At 40.0% G+C, this 15,470-nt stretch carries 16 protein-coding genes; 15 read left to right on the top strand and 1 reads right to left on the bottom strand.

Going from position 1 to position 15,470, the window contains the following annotated elements:
- The first annotated feature begins 15 nt into the window (after nt 1-15).
- From BUF11_RS22540 to asd, 15 genes are all read left to right on the top strand, one after another.
- Nucleotides 16-816, top strand: coding sequence for a TrmH family RNA methyltransferase (locus BUF11_RS22540; RefSeq protein ID WP_073591142.1), 801 nt, complete (start codon nt 16-18; stop codon nt 814-816).
- Between the two features lie 101 nt (nt 817-917).
- Nucleotides 918-1,358, top strand: coding sequence for an NfeD family protein (locus BUF11_RS22535; RefSeq protein WP_073591141.1), 441 nt, complete (start codon nt 918-920; stop codon nt 1,356-1,358).
- Nucleotides 1,359-2,276 (top strand): SPFH domain-containing protein, encoded by a 918-nt coding sequence (locus BUF11_RS22530; protein ID WP_073591140.1) that lies wholly within the window; start codon nt 1,359-1,361, stop codon nt 2,274-2,276.
- Nucleotides 2,277-2,506: 230 nt separating this feature from the next.
- On the top strand, nt 2,507-2,917 hold the full coding sequence (locus BUF11_RS22525) for a hypothetical protein (protein WP_073591139.1): 411 nt from the start codon (nt 2,507-2,509) through the stop codon (nt 2,915-2,917).
- A 311-nt stretch (nt 2,918-3,228) separates the two neighbouring features.
- Nucleotides 3,229-3,978, top strand: coding sequence for a ThuA domain-containing protein (locus tag BUF11_RS22520; RefSeq protein ID WP_073591138.1), 750 nt, complete (start codon nt 3,229-3,231; stop codon nt 3,976-3,978).
- Nucleotides 3,979-4,105: 127 nt separating this feature from the next.
- The gene (locus BUF11_RS22515) at nt 4,106-5,977 is read left to right on the top strand and encodes an LTA synthase family protein (protein WP_175562130.1); all 1,872 of its coding nucleotides are present in this window, start codon (nt 4,106-4,108) and stop codon (nt 5,975-5,977) included.
- A gap of 167 nt (nt 5,978-6,144) precedes the next feature.
- Complete coding sequence (locus BUF11_RS22510; protein ID WP_073591136.1) at nt 6,145-7,335, top strand: patatin-like phospholipase family protein; 1,191 nt, start codon at nt 6,145-6,147, stop codon at nt 7,333-7,335.
- Between the two features lie 230 nt (nt 7,336-7,565).
- Nucleotides 7,566-8,504 carry an ornithine carbamoyltransferase gene (gene argF, locus BUF11_RS22505; RefSeq protein ID WP_073591135.1) on the top strand — a complete coding sequence of 313 codons (939 nt, stop codon included), beginning with the start codon at nt 7,566-7,568 and terminating at the stop codon, nt 8,502-8,504.
- A gap of 463 nt (nt 8,505-8,967) precedes the next feature.
- On the top strand, nt 8,968-9,255 hold the full coding sequence (locus BUF11_RS22500; protein ID WP_139243490.1) for a hypothetical protein: 288 nt from the start codon (nt 8,968-8,970) through the stop codon (nt 9,253-9,255).
- Between the two features lie 41 nt (nt 9,256-9,296).
- Nucleotides 9,297-10,124, top strand: coding sequence for a biotin--[acetyl-CoA-carboxylase] ligase (locus BUF11_RS22495; protein WP_073591133.1), 828 nt, complete (start codon nt 9,297-9,299; stop codon nt 10,122-10,124).
- Between the two features lie 281 nt (nt 10,125-10,405).
- Entirely contained in the window at nt 10,406-11,077 is a 672-nt protein-coding gene (locus tag BUF11_RS22490) for a LiaF domain-containing protein (RefSeq protein WP_073591132.1), read from the top strand.
- A gap of 25 nt (nt 11,078-11,102) precedes the next feature.
- Nucleotides 11,103-11,438 (top strand): DUF6145 family protein, encoded by a 336-nt coding sequence (locus tag BUF11_RS22485; protein ID WP_073591183.1) that lies wholly within the window; start codon nt 11,103-11,105, stop codon nt 11,436-11,438.
- Between the two features lie 48 nt (nt 11,439-11,486).
- On the top strand, nt 11,487-12,257 hold the full coding sequence (locus tag BUF11_RS22480) for a type III pantothenate kinase (protein ID WP_073591131.1): 771 nt from the start codon (nt 11,487-11,489) through the stop codon (nt 12,255-12,257).
- Between the two features lie 10 nt (nt 12,258-12,267).
- Complete coding sequence (dusB, locus tag BUF11_RS22475) at nt 12,268-13,251, top strand: tRNA dihydrouridine synthase DusB (RefSeq protein WP_073591130.1); 984 nt, start codon at nt 12,268-12,270, stop codon at nt 13,249-13,251.
- A gap of 276 nt (nt 13,252-13,527) precedes the next feature.
- Nucleotides 13,528-14,613 (top strand): aspartate-semialdehyde dehydrogenase, encoded by a 1,086-nt coding sequence (gene asd / locus BUF11_RS22470; protein ID WP_073591129.1) that lies wholly within the window; start codon nt 13,528-13,530, stop codon nt 14,611-14,613.
- Between the two features lie 71 nt (nt 14,614-14,684).
- On the opposite strand, the gene BUF11_RS22465 is transcribed toward asd, so the two are convergent.
- Nucleotides 14,685-15,416 (bottom strand): hypothetical protein, encoded by a 732-nt coding sequence (locus BUF11_RS22465; protein WP_073591128.1) that lies wholly within the window; start codon nt 15,414-15,416, stop codon nt 14,685-14,687.
- Nucleotides 15,417-15,470: the final 54 nt, after the last annotated feature.

Genomic DNA, 15,470 nt, shown 5'->3' with positions numbered 1-15,470 from the left:
GAAACGGGGTAAATTATGATTAGCAGCACATCAAATCCGCAGATAAAGAATTTAATCCAACTGCAGGCCAGACATAAGGAACGTCAGGAACAGAATGCCTTTGTGGCGGAAGGAATCAAGATGTTTGAAGAAGCAAGGGACGGAGGACATCTTATAAAGGCTTATGTAACAGAAGAGCTCTATGAGGAAAAGACCAGAAATAATACGGATTATTTTAAGGGAATATCTTATGAGACAGTAACAGAGCAGGTGATGAAAGCCGCAAGTGATACATTAACTCCACAGGGAGTATTGGCGGTGGTAAGAAGAAAAGAATATGAGCTTGCAGAAATAGTAAACAAGACGGACGTAAACCTGCTGCTTTTAGAAGACCTTCGCGACCCCGGGAATCTGGGGACTATCATAAGAACAGCAGAAGGAGCAGGAATGACCGGCATTGTTCTAAGCCAGTCCTCTGTGGATATCTATAATCCTAAGGTAATCAGGGCTACTATGGGGGCCATTTTCAGAATGCCCTTTGTCTATGTAAAGGATTTCTATTTGGCTTTAAAGGAGATAAAGGCAGCAGGAATTGAAGTTTATGCAGCCCATTTAAAAGCCGCTGTGGAATATGACTCTTTTTCCTATCCTAAGAAGTCAGCCATCCTTATTGGAAATGAAGCAAAAGGCTTAAGTGAAGAAGCTGCGGCACTTTCTACCTGTAATGTCATTATACCAATGGAAGGAAAGGTAGAATCCCTAAATGCCGGAGTGGCGGCGGCTTTGCTGATGTACGAAATATACCGCCAGAAGAGGAATAGATTAGAGAAGGATTAAAAATCACTTAAAATCCTAAAATAAGTAAGGCGGATGTTGTTATTTTATAGATTATGAAGTAAAATGAATATATCAAAACTTACGGAAGGGGGAAATGTTCCGTGGATTCCATTTATTGGTTAGTTGCACTTATTATCTTATTACTTATCGAGATATTTACCCTGGGACTGGCATCCATATGGTTTGCCGGAGGAGCCGTGATATCCTTTATAATTTCTCTGTTTTCAGATAATATTATTCTGGAGATTTTGGCATTTATCGTGGTATCCTTTGTATTGCTTTACTTTACAAGGCCTATTGCGGTAAAATATTTTAATGGCAAGAGAGTAAAGACAAATTATGAAAGCTTGGAAGGAAGCACCGGAAAGGTTCTTGAAACCATTGATAATTTTAATGGAACCGGAGTTGTTCAGGTAAACGGTCTGGAATGGACAGCCAGAGCTTATGAGGATTCGGCTGTTATCAAAGAGGGAAAGAAAGTCCTCATTAAAAAAGTTTCTGGTGTAAAATTAATTGTAGAAGAAGAAAGTGAGGGAGTTTAAATGCCGGTTATTATTGGTTTATTAGTAGTTGTACTAATTATTGTAGCATCCTGTGTACGTATTGTTCCCCAGGCTCATTCCTATGTATTGGAGAGACTTGGAGGATATCAGGCAACCTGGACTGTAGGTATTCATTTTATGGTGCCCTTTATTGATAAGGTAGCAAGGAGAGTGCTCTTAAAAGAGCAGGTAGTAGACTTTGCTCCTCAGCCCGTTATTACAAAGGACAATGTTACCATGAAGATCGATACGGTTGTATTCTTTCAGATTACAGACCCCAAGCTTTTTGCATATGGTGTAGAACGTCCCATTCTTGCTATTGAGAACCTGACAGCTACTACTCTTCGTAATATTATCGGTGATTTAGAGTTAGACGAAACCTTAACCTCCAGAGAGATTATCAATACAAAGATGAGAGTATCCCTTGACGTTGCTACAGACCCTTGGGGAATCAAGGTAAACCGTGTAGAGTTAAAGAACATCATTCCTCCGGCAGCTATTCAGGATGCCATGGAGAAGCAGATGAAGGCAGAACGTGAACGAAGAGAAGCCATCCTTCGCGCAGAAGGTGAAAAGACCTCTCAAATTCTTGTGGCAGAAGGAAAGAAGCAGTCCGTAATTCTGGAAGCAGAGGCAGAGAAGGCATCAGCCATTCTCCATGCAGAAGCTGTAAAGGAAGCTACCATCAGAGAAGCAGAAGGTCAGGCAGAAGCTATTCTTACTGTCCAGAAAGCAAATGCAGACGGTATCCGTTTCTTAAATGAATCAAGCCCCAGCACAGCAGTACTTCAGATTAAGAGTCTGGAAGCTTTCCAGAAGGCAGCTGACGGAAAAGCTACCAAGATTATTATCCCTTCCGATATTCAGGGGATTGCAGGTCTTGCAAAGTCCATCACAGAAGTAATAAGCGACAAATAATAAAAAATTATCCTTATAACATTAATAATTAAAGTTTATACTATTTAAAGACTCCGAATTAATTCGGGGTCTTTTTAATCTCCAACTATTGTTTTTTGAACGTTTATAGTAAGGAGTTAAGTTTAAATCAGTTATATTTTTAATTCAAAAATTCCAAAGTTTTGAATAACAAAAGATTGACTGAAAAGAATTGATGGTGTATAATGAAATAAAAAAGGGAGTGTGAAGAAATGGATAGTGATAATAAAAGAAATAATTCACTAAGTCCGGAAGGATTCAAAGAACTTGTTGAGTATTTTAGCCATCAGAAATCTGGATATGCGGCAAAAGCATCAGAAATTCAAACGTATTTACAAGATACATATAAATTTACATCAGGAAAGGTGACAGGAATAATTAAGCGGGCCAATGAACGTAAAATTATCGTAAAAACTGGCAGGGGTGAATACAAGTTAAGCTTAAATGACGGAGAAATTGAATCAATGGTGGCAAACGACGTGATTAACAGAGTTTCCGATGAAATTAAGAATGCAATCAAAAAAATCGAGACTATTGTTGCACAGGAAATTAGAAGCATTGAACCCAATGATATTGTTAGGATTCAAAAGGTAATCAAATTACTGGACCAAATTAACGTATAAGCATTTCGAGTTCTGTGTAAATTCTAAGATGAATATAAAATATGCTGATAATTATTAAGGGCAGAGCCGGTTTCTTGCGGTTTCTGCCCTTGCTCGTATTGCAGAAGTTTGAATTATCTAAGAATACTTTGGGCTCTTGAAAATATAAAAAAAAATTATAAAACAGCAATTGACAACAGAGCTTAGGAATAGTAAGGTTAATTGTTGAAAGAACGGGATTGTATTTAAAAAAATACCTGCATATAAAAATGATTTTTTATAAAATGGAGGCATTTTGGAAATATTAATGCCAAGAGAAAGGAAATTTAAATATGAGTGAAAAAATACGTGTTACAATATGGAATGAATACCGTCATGAAAAGATGGGAGGAAAGGTAGGAGAAATCTACCCGGAGGGCATACATAAGGTCCTGGCAGAGTACTTTCAAGATGATGAGAATTATGAGGTGAGGACGGCTACATTGGATGAGCCGGAGCATGGCCTTACTGATGAGGTGCTTGAGAGCACTGATGTTTTGTTCTGGTGGGGACATATGGTACACCATGAAGTATCCGATGAAATTGTAGAGAAAGTTCAAAATAGAGTCTTAAATGGGATGGGACTTATCGTATTACATTCGGGACATCACTCCAAAATCTTTCGCAGGCTTATGGGAACTTCCTGCAATTTGAAATGGCGGGTGGCAGATGAAAAGGAACGTTTGTGGGTGGTTGAACCCGGTCACCCTATTACGGAAGGAATCGGAGAATACATTGAGCTGCCTATGGAAGAGATGTATGGCGAACAATTTGAAATACCAAACCCGGACGAGCTGGTTTTTATCAGCTGGTTTGAGGGAGGAGAAGTATGCAGGAGCGGATGTGTATTTTACAGAGGAAGAGGGAAAGTCTTCTATTTCAGACCGGGGCATGAGGAATATCCTACCTTTTACAGGGACGATATAAAGAAGGTGCTTATCAATGCAGCAAACTATGTAGCACCGATAAAACGAGGGGATTCGAGGCCGGAATATGCGGTTAACGTTTCAGAACCTTTAGAAAAAATAAAGGCGAAAGAGTAAAAATTTTGAAATCGTTAAGATAAACTTAAGAATTCCCTTCTTGATAAAAAATTGGCAATGAGATATTATAAATTAGAGTCAATATTCGTAAATAATTTGTAAGGTTGCTGTTAAGGAGAGGATGAAAGTGGAAAAAGTGAAGGAGATTATAAAGTCTCCCTATATGATTTTATTGTTTTTCGCAATAAAGCTGGTTGTATATTATAAGTTGATTGATGTAGATGTTTCTGACATTGTATTCGTTTTGGTCAGTGTCGCTGCATTGGGGCTTATATTCCTAAGCTTTATAAGGAGCAGGCTGAAAAGAAAAAATATTATATTCATAATTATTTACAGCCTCTTAAGCCTTCTTATGTTTGCGGATGCTATGTATTACAATTATTATAATCAGACAGTGTCCATAAAACAATTGTGGCAGGCGAAAAATGTTGCTGCGGTTCCGGATAGTTTTATTGCAACTCTGATACCTGCAAGCTTTTTGCTGTTTGCAGATATTCCTGTTATCTATTACTATTTTAAAAAGCTATTAAAGGATAACACTAAGAGGGCAGCCTGGAGCAGTAAAAGAGAGTTAAAATACATTGCCATAGGTTTTGTCAGTATATTTGTTCTGCTGGTCGTTAATCCTTTTGACAGCAAAACAATTGATAAAGTAAACAGTGTGGAGTTTTTCTCCAACCACGTAAATGATATTTATAATGCAATTGCTGAAAGTGTGATAACGGAAGAGGTACCGGAGCAGGAAGTTCTGGATACGGTTAAGGAAGTGACACCACAGGTCAGCGGTCCGAAATATAAGAATATCGGGGAAGGCAAGAACCTCATATTGATTCAGGTGGAAGCCCTGCAGAATTTTGTAATCAATGCAGAGTACAACGGGCAAGTCCTGACTCCTAACCTGAATGCTTTCTTAAAGCAGGACACTCTATATTTTGACCGTTATTATACCAATATCGGAAAAGGAAATACGGTTGATGCAGAGTTTTCTACTTTAAACAGTCTTTATCCTGTAATCGACAGGGAGTGCTATACCCTGTATCAGAACAATACCTTTGACGGGCTTCCATGGCTCTTAAGGGACAAGGGATATGATGCATTTGCTATCCACGGCTACAAGGGAGAATTCTGGAACCGTGAAGCGGCTTATCCCGGACAGGGCTTTCAAAATTTCTACAGCATGGAAGACCTGGACCAGAGTGATATCATCGGCCTTGGTATTTCCGATAAATCCATGTTCCATCAGGCGATAGGAGTCCTGCAAAAAGAAAAGCAGCCATTTTTCAGCTTTATCATTACTCTCACATCACATCATCCTTTCGTAATAGATGATAAAGATGTTACCTTAAAACTAAAGGAAGAGGACGTGGGTACCAAGTTCGGATCCTATTTAGAGACGGTTCGCTATTTTGATGAAGCATTTGGCCAGTTTATTCAGGAATTAAAGAGTGCGGGGCTGTATGACAATACAATCATCGCTCTTTATGGTGACCATCATGCACTAAACCTTAATATGGACAATAATAAGGAGATGATGGAGAAATATCTTGGAAGAACCTATGATTACGACGAGATGCTTCGTATACCTCTTATGATACACGTTCCCGGCAGCGGTGTAGAAGAAACCATACACACTACCGGAGGTCAGATAGATTTCCTTCCGACTATTGCAAACATTATGGGGCTTAAGTTTAACCAGCCCTATGTGCTTGGGCAGGATTTATGCAATGCAAAGGATGGATTTGTAGCCTTTACGGCATATTTATTCAGAGGTTCTTTTATCCATAATAATACAATGTTTGAAATCTCCAGGGAAGGTGTTTTTGACGGAAGCAGGGCATGGGATATCAAAACGGATACACCTTTAGATGCCTTCCAGTATGAAGAGGATTATAACCGGGCAATTACAATAAAGAAGACTTCCGAGGAAATACTGAATCAGGATTTAATAAAGAATTATGTACACAGAACCACAACGGAAAAGGAAGAAGAAAGTAAATAAATTAAACATCGCCACAAACATATAGAATAACCTCGTAAACCTATCTAATAATCGCAGAAAAGTGTGAAAAATACGATGTATTTTTGAAACTTCTTATTTGGGCAGTATAGCAGATTGCTTGCAATCTGCTGGTAAGCCTGTGATATGCATGGGAGCTAATGTAAAACATGGTAAAAGCGTTTGACTTTGACAAGGAATATGGAATTGTTCTCGAAGGCGGCGGAGCGAAAGGAGCCTACCAGATTGGTGTCTGGAAGGCTCTTTTAGAATGTAACGTTAAAATAAAAGGGGTATCGGGAGTATCCGTAGGAGCTTTAAACGGGGCTTTAATGTGTATGGGGAATTATGAAGCAGCGGAAGAGCTCTGGAAGAACATTACATACTCCGATATTATGAATGTCAATGATCAGCAGATGCAGTACCTTATAAAGAAGGATATCAAAAACCTGGATTTGAGATCCTTAACAAAGGATACCAACCGGGTCATCACAGAAAAAGGGATTGATATAACGCCTTTAAAAGAACTGCTGCAAGAGAAAATAGATGAGGAGAAGATTAAAAACTCTCCAATTGAATTTGTTTTCGGAACATTTCATGTGAACAAATTAAAAGAACTGGAAATAACCGCACAGGAACTTGGGGAGGACAGCTTAAAGGATTATCTTCTGGCCAGTGCCCTGCTGCCGGCTTTTAAAAATGAAAAGATGAATGGGCAAAGATACTTAGACGGCGGCATGTTTAATAATGTGCCCGTGGACATGCTGGTGAACAGAGGCTACAAGGATATTCTCGTTGTACGTATATTTGGAATAGGTTTGCAAAAGTATGTTAAGATCCCGGAAGATGTTCATATCACTCAGATATCACCCAGAATTCAATTGGGCGGAATATTGGAATTTAATACGGAAAAGAGTAAGAGAAATATTGACCTTGGGTATTTTGACGGTCTGCGTTGTCTAAAATCCTTAAACGGAAAAATCTATTATTTGGACATCCATCTTTTGGAAGAGGAATGTATAAAACGGTTTATACACTTAAACGAAGCGGTAAAGATGGCATTGTTAGAATATTACAGGCTGGATTACGGTAATCCGGAGGTTTATACAAGACGATTCCTGGAGGGAGTCTGTCAGAACCTGGCGGCAAGCTTAAAGCTTCCAAAGGACTGGACTTATGAAGAGCTATACATCAGTCTTTTAGAACTGGCGGCTAAAACTCTGCATGTATCAAAATTTGCTGTTTATACAGAAGAGGAGTTCATAAACCGCATACGGACGAATTATGAACGGAGTCAGAAAAAGAATTTTGAAATTCCTTTGTTTCAAACACTTATTATTAAGCTGGTTATCTTAAGTTGATTAAGATAACCAGCTTTTTGCTGTAATAACTACGGGAATTCTCCTTGACATATGAATAAAAATAAGATAATATGTATAAATAAACATAACCGTGTACCATAAAATAGCAAAAAAGAGACAAGAGTGAAAGAAAATTTAAAAATGAAAGGATGCCACGTTTAGATTCTTTCACTCATTTTTATTTGTGGCAGTATCGCAGGTATGCCTGCGATATTCAATGGGTATAAAGTATGAATTTAAAAGGACGCAGTTTTCTAACCTTAAAAGATTATACACCGGAAGAAATTGAATATCTGATTGACCTGGCAAAGGATTTAAAACAGAAAAAGAAGCAGGGAATTACCGGTAACAGCCTTAAAGGAAAAAATATCGCACTGATTTTTGAAAAGCCCTCTACCAGAACAAGGTGCGCCTTTACCGTGGGATGTAATGATGAAGGAGGATATCCGGAGTACCTGGGAAAGGATGATATCCAGTTGGGACACAAGGAAAGTGTTGAGGATACGGCCAGGGTATTAGGAAGAATGTTTGATGGGATTGAATTTCGCGGCTTTAAACAGGAAACCGTAGAAAAGCTTGCACAGTATAGTGGGGTTCCGGTATGGAACGGCTTAACGGACCTTGACCATCCTACACAAATTTTAGCTGATTTTCTTACTTTAAAGGAACAGTTTGGTACTTTAAAAGGGCTTCATCTGGTCTATGTTGGAGATGGCCGTAACAATATGGCAAACAGCCTTATGATAGGCAGTGCCAAGATGGGACTTCATTTTACCATATTATCTCCCAAAGTATTATGGGCGGATGAAAAGCTTGTTGCCGAGTGCCGGGAGTATAATAAGATCTCCGGAGGAACAGTTACCGTCACAGACTCCATAAAAGATGTTACGGGAGCAGACGCCGTGTATACGGATGTCTGGTGCTCCATGGGAGAAGAAGCATTAGCCGGTGAACGGATAGCGTTGTTAAAGCCCTATCAGGTAAATGCAGAGCTTATGAATAAGATAGGAAAAGAAAATACCATATTCCTTCATTGTCTGCCTGCAGTTAAAGGTTACGAAGTGACAGAAGATGTCTTTGAGGCCCATGCAGACGTGATATTTGATGAAGCGGAGAACAGGATGCATACCATAAAAGCAGTAATGGTAGCTACCCTGGGAAATATATAAAGTTACAACATAAACTTGCCTGCCAGCCGGCTATGATTCGGATGCTGGAATCTGTATAAAGATTCCGGAGTTCATAATAAGCCGCCGGCAGGTAATTTTTTTAGTACGATTATCGTTAATTTTAAAAAATATCTTTCCCACGTTGGCAGTGGATAAAAGAGGATACCTGCAATCTGTTTTGCTGCTGGAAGGTTAAATTGCTACTTGACGGGGGGACAGCCATTCTATATGATAAGAAAGGAAGGATTATCCTAAAACCGGATAGTCTATTATTTGGGCAGTATCGCAAGCGAGCTTGCGATATGCATGGGGATTAGTGTGAAATAAAAGACATTTCACACTTTTCATTTAAGCAGTGCCGCATCTGCAAGCAGATGTGGCATGCATGGGTGTTAGTGTGAAAAATAAATTTTCACACGCAAATTTATGCCTGCGGCCCAAAGTTTGCAGATACAGGAAAGGCATGGCTATTAATATGCAAAATTTGATTAGAATAATAAAGGAACAAAAGCTTATTCTGGACATTATAAATGTAGTAATCGGGATTCTCACGGTGATACTTGCGGTGATATATTTTCTGCATCCGAAGAATTATGGTATTCTGATAAGTGTATTACTGCTTGCCGGTACCGTTAATGTATTAAACGGAGTGAAAAGGGTAAAGGACCATAACAATAAGGCGAGCATTGGATTTTTTGTTGTAGGTGCATTTGTTTACTTGATGTCTGCCTTTCTCCTATTCCAGTTTTAGGAGGAAAGCTGCCGCAAATTTAAGAAAGATAGAGATGAAGTATGGGAATGGAAGAAGATAAGATAGATACAGCCTATCTGGAAGAAATGCTAAAAACCAAGAGCCTGGGAAGAAAGATACTCCTTTTTGAACAGCTTGATTCCACCAATACACAGGCAAAAAGACTGATAAAAGGGGAAACAGAGGAGAAAGCCAGGCATGGCCTGCTTATCCTCGCAGAGGAACAAACAAGCGGAAGAGGAAGACTGGGAAGGGACTGGAGCTCGCCTAAACGGGGCGGTATCTGGATGTCCTTTATTCTAAGGCCCAAACTGCCTGCAGAAAGCTGTCCCATGTTAACATTGGTAGCAGCGATAGCTGTTAATGACACCATACGCAGGGTGAGCGGCCTTGATTCCTTTATCAAATGGCCTAATGACATTGTGATAAGCGGGAAAAAGACATGTGGTATATTAACGGAGGCTACGGGACTTTTAAGCGAAGAACCAAATATAATCCTGGGTATTGGGATTAACGCCAACAGGAAGGATTTTCCCGAAGAGTTAAGCTCTAGTGCCACTTCCCTGTCCCTTGAAAAGGGAAAAGATATTAACCGCAGCCTGTTAATTGCAGAAATCTGCAATAGCCTGGAAAAGTATTATGAAGAATTTACAGAGCAGGGCGATTTGACACAATTGAAAGCGGAATATGAAAAGTATCTGATAAATAGAGGAAAGCAGGTACGTGTATTAGCAAAAGAAGGAGAGTACGCAGGTACAGCCCTTGGAATTAACGAGCAGGGAGCGCTTTTGGTGGAGACAAAAGAAAAGGAGATAACCACGGTTGTTTCCGGGGAAGTATCTGTCAGGGGTATCTTTGGATATGTATAAAGTATTATTCGGCTGGCACCAGCGCTGTTTTTGCGGCACAGGCATTTCAAAAACACTGATTTAGGAACAGAAATATTAGGGATATCAAAAGGAGCTTCCGGTTTTAGAGGGAAGTTTTTTTGATTCGAATTCTGCTGTGCATTACCAAAGACATCCTTCATGCATTTGTCCTGCCCTGTCATAAGTTTTTTCTTGAATTATTTTGAATTTTTATATATGATATAGGGAAGAACTCCCGGGCATTATTATATGGAAGTTCAGAAGGTAAAGGGGTTTTATATATGAAGAATACAACATCAAAATTTTTATGGGGAGTCTTTTTTCTTGGGTTTGGGCTTATGTGGATTGGTTCCAACCTGGGAATACTAAGAGAAGGTGCAGTTAAGGGACTTCTTATTTCGTTCATATTGATACTTTTCGGCGTTGTGATTATTTTAAAAGGCAGGCAGGAAGAGAAGGACCAGAATAACACCATTGAGGATAAGTCAGATGAAAGCCGTGCCGGAGAATATACTGCGAAAGAAGAGTTCTACAGAGAGAGCTATTCGGAGGAAGGCTTTACAGAAGATGTGCCTCCAAACAGCAACGCGGAGAATGTGGATATGAGATCAAGTAGGACAGGTTCCGGGAAGAAGAATTATACCAGTATTTTGTCTTCACATAATGTCCAATGTACGGAAGAATTCACTGGAGGGGAGATTACCGCCATTTTGGGAGGAATAGAGCTGGATTTACGGAATGCGGTAATCACCAGAGATATTGTGATTGACGTAATTTGTATTATGGGTTCCATTGATATCTTTCTGCCTTCCGGTGTGCAGGTATCCGTAAGCTGTGTTCCCATTATGGGAGGAGTAGAGAGCAGGATAAACGGTTCTGCTAACAGAAAAGAAAGCATATTTACGGTGTATATACGCGGAACATGTTTAATGGGTGGAATTGAAATCAGATAAGACAGGAAGGGACATGGCTATTTTTATGTATCAGGAGAATATTATTTTATGTGCAAGCAGTGCCTATGAACAAAAGTATTATTTAAGTGGGGATTTTGACAGTTTGCCGGAGAGTATTAAGGAAGAACTAAAGATTATGTGTGTTCTTTTTACAGAGGATGTGGGAGGAGTCCTGACTCTGGAATTTGATGAAGAAGGAACCCTTTTATTTAATGTAAGCAGCGATGAAGGAGATATTCTGTTTGATGAAATCGGAAGCGTTCTAAAGATAAAGGAACTGCAGAGAAGCAAAGAGGAATTGTTAGAATCTCTGGAACTATTTTATAAGGTGTTTTTTCTGGGAGAAGAAATATCCTATTAAATCAGAGAACAATTATAGATTGCATTAGCTGGCAGGAAAGGAGTTTGTATGTTATTAGTAATAGATGTAGGGAATACCAATATAACTTGTGGAGTATTTAGGGAAGAGGAATTGGCCGGGAGTTTTCGTATTACGACCAAGCTTCAAAGAACCTCGGATGAATATGGCCTTACCATATGTGAATTGTTAAATTATAGAGGGATTGCACCATCAGAGGTGGAGGCGGTTATTATAGCCAGTGTGGTACCTGGTATTATGCACTCCCTAAAAAACGGTATTGTGAAATATCTCAAAAGAAATCCCATGGAGGTTGGCATCGGTACCAAGACCGGCATTAAGATAAATGTTGCCAACCCCAAGGAAGTCGGTGCTGACCGTGTAGTAGATGCGGTGGCTGCTTATGATATTTACGGCGGTCCTTTAATTGTTATTGATTTTGGAACGGCAACTACCTATGACCTGATATCAGAAGATGGGACTTTTCTTGCCGGTATCACAAGCACAGGCATACGTATTTGTGCGGATGCACTTTGGAACGAAACGGCCAAACTGCCGAAAATCGAGATCAGAAAGCCGGAATCCATTCTGGCAACAGATACGATATCCAGTATGCAGGCAGGGTTGGTATACGGTTATATCGGTCAGACTGAATATATCATCCGCAAAATCATGGAGGAATCCAAGATACCGAATATCAAAGTAATTGCAACAGGAGGTTTGGGAAAGATAATCGCCGATTCCACAGAGGATATTCATGTTTACGACCCCCAGCTTACTTTAAAAGGACTTCGGATTATTTACAGTAAAAATAAAAGGTAAAGGGGTTACGATGGGTTTTAAAATAGGAAATGTTGAGATAGGGGGGAATCTGGTACTTGGGCCAATGGCCGGGGTAACGGATTTACCCTTTCGTCTGCTTTGCAAGGAACAGGGAGCCGATTTGATCTATACGGAAATGGTCAGTGCAAAGGGTATACAATATCATAATAAAAATACAGAGGAGCTTCTTCTTGTAAAGGAAGAGGAGCGACCGGTGGCTTTGCAGTTATTTGGGAGGGACCCGGCTATTTTAAGTGAGACTGCCAGGAAAATTGAGCACAGGAATTTTGATATATTGGATATCAATATGGGCTGTCCTGTCCCCAAGGTAGTAAATAACGGAGAAGGCTCTGCGCTTATGCGGGAACCTAAGTTGATTGGAGAGATTGTATACGCTGTGTCCAGGGCAATTAATAAGCCGGTTACTGTAAAAATCAGACGTGGGTTTAATGAAGCAGAAGTAAATGCCGCAGAGGTGGCAAAGATTGCAGAGGCAAACGGTGCCGCTGCCATAGCTGTTCATGGGAGAACCAGAGAGCAATATTACAGCGGTAAGGCTGACTGGGAAATTATCCGAAAGGTAAAAGAAGCCGTAGCTATACCGGTAATCGGAAATGGAGATGTATCTTCACCGGAGGATGCCATCCGGATACAAAAAGAAACTGGCTGCGATGCTGTCATGATAGCAAGAGGAGCCCAGGGAAACCCCTGGATATTTAAGCAAATTAAGGAATACATGAATAATAATACATTGTCTCCAAAACCTTCCTTAAAGGAAGCGGTAGATATGATGCTGTATCATGGAAAGCTGGCCGTACAATATAAGGGGGAATATATCGGTATCAGGGAGATGCGTAAACATGTTGCCTGGTATACCTACGGTTATCCTATGGCTGCCAGGTTCAGACAGAGCGTTAATAAGATAGAAACCTATGCCGGGCTCAAAGAGCAGCTGCTTTCCTATTATGAATCCATTGAAAACATGGGAAAATAAGTGCCAATGATAATCGTAAAAACAGAAAATTATTCAACAAATTTTACAATAAATGAATATTTAATAGAAAAAGGTTGATTTTTATAGATTGTAATAGTAATATATTCATTGGAGCGACAGATGTCCGTGATGCGCGAACACACACAATTACATTTGCCGCATAAATATGGAATAGGCAGAATAGGCTGTTCACACTTCTTATTTGGGCAGTATCGCAAGCAAGTTTGCGGTACGTGTGGGTCTTAGTACAGGGTGGATTGCCGGAAAGAGGTTTGTATGAGTAAGTTAAGAGTTGGTATTCTTGGCGGTACCGGTATGGTAGGCCAGCGTTTCGTATCCTTATTAGAAAATCATCCGTGGTTTGAAGTGGCTGTTATAGCTGCAAGTCCCAGAAGTGCCGGAAAGACCTATGAGGAGGCCGTTGGCGGCAGATGGAAGATGCCTACTCCAATGCCTGATGCTATTAAGAATATTATTGTAAAAAATGTCAACGATGTAGAAGAAGTCTGCAGTCAGGTTGATTTTGTGTTCAGCGCAGTAGATATGACCAAGGAAGAGATTAAGGCTATTGAGGAAGCATATGCCAAGAATGAAACACCGGTGGTATCCAATAACAGTGCCCACAGATGGACTCCTGATGTACCAATGGTAGTTCCGGAATTAAATCCCGAGCACCTGGAGCTGATTCCTTATCAGAGAGAACGTTTGGGAACGAAGAAGGGCTTTATCGTTGTTAAGCCAAACTGTTCCATCCAAAGCTATACACCTGCCCTTTATGCTTTAAGGGAATATGGTCCGAAGCTTGTGGTAGCCACTACCTATCAGGCAATATCGGGAGCAGGTAAAAACTTTGCTGAATGGCCGGAAATGCTGGATAATGTAATCCCTTATATCGGCGGGGAAGAAGAAAAGAGTGAACAGGAACCGTTAAAAATCTTTGGAAAAGTAGTAGACGGAAAGCTTGAAAAGGCTGTGAGTCCTGTTATTACAACTCAATGTATCAGAGTGCCGGTAACGGACGGACATACCGCTGCTATCTTTGTAGACTTTGAGAAGAAGCCTTCCAAGGAAGAAATCTTAAAAGCATGGAAGGAATTTAAAGGTCTTCCGCAGGAATTAAATCTTCCAATGGCACCCAAGCAGTTTATCCAGTATTTAGAGGAGGATAACCGTCCACAGACCAGAATTGACAGGGACTATGAAGGCGGAATGGGGATATCCATCGGACGATTAAGGGAAGATACCGTATTTGATTACAAGTTTGTCGGACTTTCACATAATACCTTAAGAGGGGCCGCAGGAGGAGCTGTATTAATTGCAGAGCTTCTGACAGCAAAGAACTATATCACAGCAAAAGAATAAGATACTTACAAAATGGGCTGCTGCCAAAATGCCAAACCGGCTTTTGGACATCAGCCCATTTATAATTCCTGTTATTTCGTATAGTCAAAAAGATATTTGATAAATGCCACTCCGTTATCCTGGTGCTTGGAGTTTACAAGGATTCCAAGTACAGGCCTGTCCGAAGCAATGGAAAGATCCTTAAACAATGCTGTGTTATCGAGATAAATGCCGTAAGCTCCGGATACGGCATTATTGTCTGTAGCAGAGTTAAAGATGGAATCTGAAAGAGTAGTTAACAGCTCTGTTGGAAGAACATCTGTCAGCTTGCTTAGGAAATCTGCCGTAGCATAGGTCTGAAAGACAGATTCCGGTGCAATAATAACGTCAATCTCTCCGGTGGACATAAAGGTCTGAAGCTTTTGCATGCTTCCGATTGTAAATTCAGAAGGATTACTTCCGTCCCCCAGATAAAAGGAGGCATCGACCATAATATTCTCTTTCTTTGGATCTTTCACCAGCAATTTATTCAAATCCTCGTGTACTTTATCTATTGCACCATCGGAAAAAGCATAATTAACAATAGCGGCATCCAGAAGGGTTTCGGGCTTTGGAGTTACGACGGTATATATGAAATAAGCAGCCAATCCAAGAGCGACTAATCCAATAAGTGTTTTTGTAAGATAATAGTCCTTTAGATAAGAAACTTTTTCTTTAAAGTTCATCTCCTTTAATTTCTGTTTTTCACTTTTTTCTTCCCTGGTGGCATAAATAGCGGCATTATCATCCAGGGTGGAATCCTTTAATTTATATTCATTCATCATGGCTAATCTCTCCATTCCGGATAATATAGGTTATCAGAAATTGCTTTTCGAATT

This window comes from Anaerocolumna xylanovorans DSM 12503 (assembly GCF_900143645.1).
Taxonomy (GTDB): domain Bacteria; phylum Bacillota; class Clostridia; order Lachnospirales; family Lachnospiraceae; genus Anaerocolumna; species Anaerocolumna xylanovorans.
The sequence above is the reverse complement of the archived record's forward strand: the minus strand, read 5'-3'. Positions and strand labels throughout refer to the sequence as shown.

Coding starts and splice junctions, on each gene's coding strand:
- BUF11_RS22495 (WP_073591133.1), top strand. CDS start 9,297: ATGGGAATGGAAGAAGATAAGATAGATACAGCCTATCTGGAAGAAATG.
- BUF11_RS22520 (WP_073591138.1), top strand. CDS start 3,229: ATGAGTGAAAAAATACGTGTTACAATATGGAATGAATACCGTCATGAA.
- BUF11_RS22500 (WP_139243490.1), top strand. CDS start 8,968: ATGGCTATTAATATGCAAAATTTGATTAGAATAATAAAGGAACAAAAG.
- BUF11_RS22510 (WP_073591136.1), top strand. CDS start 6,145: ATGGTAAAAGCGTTTGACTTTGACAAGGAATATGGAATTGTTCTCGAA.
- BUF11_RS22465 (WP_073591128.1), bottom strand. CDS start 15,416: ATGATGAATGAATATAAATTAAAGGATTCCACCCTGGATGATAATGCC.
- argF (WP_073591135.1), top strand. CDS start 7,566: ATGAATTTAAAAGGACGCAGTTTTCTAACCTTAAAAGATTATACACCG.
- BUF11_RS22530 (WP_073591140.1), top strand. CDS start 1,359: ATGCCGGTTATTATTGGTTTATTAGTAGTTGTACTAATTATTGTAGCA.
- asd (WP_073591129.1), top strand. CDS start 13,528: ATGAGTAAGTTAAGAGTTGGTATTCTTGGCGGTACCGGTATGGTAGGC.
- BUF11_RS22540 (WP_073591142.1), top strand. CDS start 16: ATGATTAGCAGCACATCAAATCCGCAGATAAAGAATTTAATCCAACTG.
- dusB (WP_073591130.1), top strand. CDS start 12,268: ATGGGTTTTAAAATAGGAAATGTTGAGATAGGGGGGAATCTGGTACTT.
- BUF11_RS22480 (WP_073591131.1), top strand. CDS start 11,487: ATGTTATTAGTAATAGATGTAGGGAATACCAATATAACTTGTGGAGTA.
- BUF11_RS22525 (WP_073591139.1), top strand. CDS start 2,507: ATGGATAGTGATAATAAAAGAAATAATTCACTAAGTCCGGAAGGATTC.
- BUF11_RS22490 (WP_073591132.1), top strand. CDS start 10,406: ATGAAGAATACAACATCAAAATTTTTATGGGGAGTCTTTTTTCTTGGG.
- BUF11_RS22485 (WP_073591183.1), top strand. CDS start 11,103: ATGTATCAGGAGAATATTATTTTATGTGCAAGCAGTGCCTATGAACAA.